The 4392-nt window shown below is 67.8% G+C and carries 4 protein-coding genes; all 4 read right to left on the bottom strand.

What is annotated here, in order from left to right; genetic code table 11:
• On the bottom strand, positions 1-456 hold a 456-nt coding region (locus ABZ281_RS39830; RefSeq protein ID WP_356662864.1), incomplete at its 3' end, for a hypothetical protein.
• 7 nt (positions 457-463) lie between these two features.
• On the bottom strand, positions 464-1351 hold the full coding sequence (locus ABZ281_RS39825) for a carbohydrate ABC transporter permease (RefSeq protein WP_356662863.1): 888 nt from the start codon (positions 1349-1351) through the stop codon (positions 464-466).
• Positions 1348-2349, bottom strand: coding sequence for a sugar ABC transporter permease (locus ABZ281_RS39820; protein ID WP_356662862.1), 1002 nt, complete (start codon positions 2347-2349; stop codon positions 1348-1350). The genes ABZ281_RS39825 and ABZ281_RS39820 overlap by 4 nt, the downstream gene beginning before the upstream one ends.
• A complete protein-coding gene (locus tag ABZ281_RS39815; protein WP_356662861.1) occupies positions 2349-3638 on the bottom strand; it encodes an extracellular solute-binding protein in 1290 nt (429 codons plus the stop codon). The genes ABZ281_RS39820 and ABZ281_RS39815 overlap by 1 nt, the downstream gene beginning before the upstream one ends.
• Between the last annotated feature and the right edge of the window lie 754 nt (positions 3639-4392).

Genomic DNA, 4392 nt, shown 5'->3' with positions numbered 1-4392 from the left:
GGCCGGGTCGAGCACGGTTCGCCGCCCGGCCCCGGCCAGCAGCGTCCGCCAGCGGGTATCCGGCGTCCACACCGCGGACGCGCGCAGCCCGGCCACGACGAGCCCGATGAGCGCGACGACGCCGAGGGCCCCGACGAGCGGCCCGCCGGGAATCCCCGCCCGGGCCGCCTGCACGTCCACCCAGACCGCGGCCACCGCCACCCACCCGGCGAGCCCGGCGAGCCACCCGCCGCGCAATGCGGTGCGGAAGTCCGCGACGAACTCCCGCCAGCCGCCGCCCTCATGGGCGGTACGGCGCCGCAGGTGCCGCGCCCCGGCCGCGAACGCGGCGGGGTAGGTGACGACTCCCAGTGAGGCCACCGCGATCCACACACCGGTCAGCAGACACTCGGCGAACACCGCGAACCGCTCGGCGAACACCGACTCGCCCCGTGCCTTCACCCGTGTCCCGGCCATGTCCGCCTCAGCCCTTCAGACCCGACGTGGCCATGCCGTCGATCAGATAGCGCTGGAAGGCGAGGAAGAAGGCGAGCACCGGCAGCAGCGCGACCAGTGACATGGCGATCATGCCCCCGTAGTTGGCCAGCCCCTCCTGGTCGACGAACATCTTCAGGCCGAGCGAGACCGTGTACTTGTCGGGCTCGTTGAGGTAGATCAGCGGGCCCATGAAGTCGTTCCAGGAGTTGATGAACGTGAAGATCGCACTGGTGATCAGGGCCGGCCGGCTCAGCGGCAGCACGATCGACCAGTAGATCCGGAAGTGCCCGCAGCCGTCGAGGCGGGCCGCCTCGTCCAGTTCCTTGGGCATGTTGCGCATGAACTGCACCATCAGGAAGACGAAGAACGCCTCGGTGGCCAGGTACTTCCCGAGCAGCAGCGGCGTGTAGGTGTTGATCAGCTCCATGTTGCGGAACAGCACGTACTGCGGGATCAGCAGCACGTGGTACGGCAGCAGGAGCGTGCCGATCATCAGCGTGAACAACAGATTCCGCCCGGCGAACCTGATCCTGGAGAAGGCGTACGCCGTCAGCGAGCAGGACACCAGGATGCCGACGACGGAGCCGACCGCGAGGAGGAGCGAGTTGTAGAAGAAGGTGGAGACGGAGATGTCGGCGATGCCGTCGGCGAGACTCTTGTAGTTGGCGACGACGGGGTCGCTCGGCAGAAGGTCCAGGCTGCCGACGATGTCCTCGCTCTTCTTGAAGGACCCGCCGACGACCCAGACCACCGGGTAGAGAATCACCGCGAGGACCAGCAGGGACCCGAGGTGCCAGGCGAGGGAGCCGGGCAGCTTGTGCCGCAACGCCCCGGAGCCGGACGGCTTGACGTCGGTGGTGGCCTGCGCGCTCATCGGGCGCCCTCCTCGTAGTGCACCCAGCGCTTCTGGGACCAGAACAGCACCGCCGTCACCAGGGCGACCGCGACGAGCAGCAGCCAGGCCATCGCGGAGGCCAGACCCATCCGGCTGTTCTCGAAGCCCTGGACGTAGAGGTAGCAGGTGTAGACCATCGAGCCGTCGGCGGGACCGCAGGCGTTGCCGCCCGCACCGCCGCCGACGATGTACGCCGAGCTGAAGATCTGGAAGGAGTGGATCGTCTCCAGCAGGACGTTGAAGAAGAGGACCGGGGAGATCATCGGCAGCGTGATGTTCCAGAACCGGCGGAACGTGCCCGCCCCGTCGACCTCGGCCGCCTCGTAGAGCTCACGCGGAACCTGCTTGAGACCGGCCAGGAAGATCACCATGGGGGCGCCGAACTGCCAGACGGTGAGCGCCACCAGGCTGTAGATGATCATGTCCGGGTCGCCGGTCCAGCCGCCGACGTCGATGCCGAAGATCTGCTGCGTACGGTCGACGATCGCGTCGTCCGAGAAGATCGCCTTCCAGACGATCGCGACGGAGACGCTCGCGCCGATGAGCGACGGCGCGTAGAAGGCGGCCCGGTAGAAGGCCTGCCCGCGCCGGCTCTGGGCGAGCAGCAGCGCCACGCCGAGGGCGACGATCAGCTTGAGCGGTGTGCCGACGGCGACGTACCAGAGCGTCACCTGCACCGAGTGGCGCCAGCGCGGATCGCCGAACATCTCGGAGAAGTTGTCGAGACCGATCCACTGGGGCGCGTCGAACAGGTTGTAGTCGGTGAAGGCGAAGTAGAGCGAGGCGATCATCGGACCCGCTGTGAGCAGCAGGAACCCGGCGATCCACGGGGACATGAAGAGATAGCCGGCCAGGTTCTCCCGGCGCCGCCGCCGTTTGAGGGCGGCGGGGCGCTCGGGCTTCACCGGACCGTACCGCGGCTCGGAGTCCTGGGACAGGCCCTCCATCGCAGGGGCGTGTGTCACGGCGGTTCCCATCAGGTGCCGAGAGCCGTCTTCGACTCGGTGAAGAACTGCTTGACGGCTTCCGCCACGGACCTCTTGCCCAGGCCCATCTCCTCGGCGATGCGCAGGAACGCCGACTCGCAGATGTCCGCGCCGTTCGGGTGGGGGGTGATCGGTTCGAGGACGCCGGACTTGACCAGGGACTCCTCGTAGGCGGCGATCGCCTGGTTGACCGGGTCGGTCGGCTTGTACGCGTCGAACTGGGCCTGCGTCGCGGGCACGCCCCGGTCGTAGCCCATGATCTTGGCGACCTCGGGGTCGTGCACCATGAAGTCGATGAACTGGGCGACTTCCTTGGGGTGCTGGGTGCGCTTGGAGGCGCTCAGCATCAGGGAGCCGAGGTACTGGCCGGTCTTCTTGCCGTCCGTCGTCGGGATCGGGGCCAGCCCGTACTCGCTCTTGCCCTCGGAGGTGTAGCGGACGGTGAAGTTGTCCCAGGTGTACTCGCCACCGGAGAGCTCCGCTGCGAGCGCCGACTTGGGCTTGATCTGGGCGACCTTCTTGGGGTCGGAGTAGAGACCCTCCTCGACGCCCTTCCTGGCCTTCGTCCACCAGTCCGTCAGGTCCGCCTCGGTGAAGCCGAGTCCCTCCTCGGTGAAGAACGCCTTGCCGTTCTGGCGCAGGTACAGGTCGTAGAGGTACATGGTGCCGTACATGCCGCTGTCGCCGGCGCGGCCCGTCTTGTCGCGGATCTTCTTCATCGCCGCGTCGAAATCGTCCCAGGTCCAGCCCTGCTCCGGCTTGATGCCGGCGCGGGTGTAGACGGGCTTGTCGATGACGAGCGCCATCGAGTTGGAACCGACCGGAACGCCGAGGAGCTTGCCGTCGATCTCGCCGAACTTCTCGAGGCCCGCGCGGAATCCCTCCATCCGGAGGTTGCCGGCCTCGGCCTGCTCGCTGAGATCAAGCAGGACGTTCTTCGCGTCGTATTTCCGGAGGAAGCCGATCGCATTCTGGAACACGTCCGGCGGATTTCCGCCGGAGGCCTGGGTGTTGAACTTCTTCCAGAAGTCGAGATAGGGCTGGAAGTCCGTTTTCACCTTGATCTTCGGGTACTTCTTGTGGAAGAGCTCAATCGTCTTGTTGATTCTCTCGGCACGATCCTCCGCACCCCACCACGCGTAACGGATCGTCACCGTCCCGTCCGCGGAGGTCCCTCCGTCACCGCCGCACCCGGTCGTCGCGGCCAACCCCACCGTGGCTGCCGTGGCTCCGGCCGCCTTCAGGATCGTACGCCTCTCAACATTCCTGCCGTTCACCACGGTTGGACCTCCCCGCACGTCGTCCCGCTCGCATGAATCGTTTCAAGTAAGCGCTTGCTGGCACAAGGTACGGAGGGGCTGAGAGTGCGTCAATGATTCGGACGAGATTTTCTTACCGCGGCGGTGGGTGACGGAGGAGGCCCAGGAGGTGGGGCCCGGGACGGGGTCCGGCGATGTCGCTGGTGACGGCGGGGTGACCGAAGCGCCGAACGAGGAGGGGCGAGTCGGGCTGTTTTCGGGCGCGACCGAAACTCGACAGTGGGGGTGGCGGGAGGAGTTGCCGAGGCGAGGGTTCGTTCTTGGCCATGCGGCGTTGGATGGGGCGTAGGGGGCCGGTCTGCTCGGGAGGGGGAGGGCTTGGTCGGGTGAGCCGACGGGGCGGCGGCATGGCCGGACCGACATCCGGGACTCGGCGGTCGGGCGGGCCGACCGGCGCCTCCCGGCCTCGGCCTGATCAACCCGTGGAGGCGCTCCCCAGGCCGTCACGGCGCCCGTCGGTCCGACGGCAGCACGAGCGCCGACCCCTTACGCGGAGCTTCCGGCACGGCCCGTCCGACAGAGGGCGTGGCAGCACTCGGCGGTAGGAACTCTGCGTTACCGGGCGGCCTCGAGCGCCCGATGAACCACCGCTGTCGGACACCTCGAAGTTCCAGCCCTCACGGAGCCCGGCGCACGATGCACGGCGCCCTGACGCACACAACGACGTCCGGGCCCCAGCCCGCCCGCGCGTGGGGGGTGGGTCTGTGGGGGGGGT

Source organism: Streptomyces sp. NPDC006265 (assembly GCF_040613555.1).
In the GTDB taxonomy this organism is placed as follows: domain Bacteria; phylum Actinomycetota; class Actinomycetes; order Streptomycetales; family Streptomycetaceae; genus Streptomyces.
This window is presented reverse-complemented; position numbering and strand designations above follow the sequence as displayed.

Excerpts from the sequence above, each read along its gene's own strand:
- ABZ281_RS39825 (WP_356662863.1), bottom strand. The coding sequence starts at position 1,351 with ATGAGCGCGCAGGCCACCACCGACGTCAAGCCGTCCGGCTCCGGGGCG.
- ABZ281_RS39820 (WP_356662862.1), bottom strand. The coding sequence starts at position 2,349 with ATGGGAACCGCCGTGACACACGCCCCTGCGATGGAGGGCCTGTCCCAG.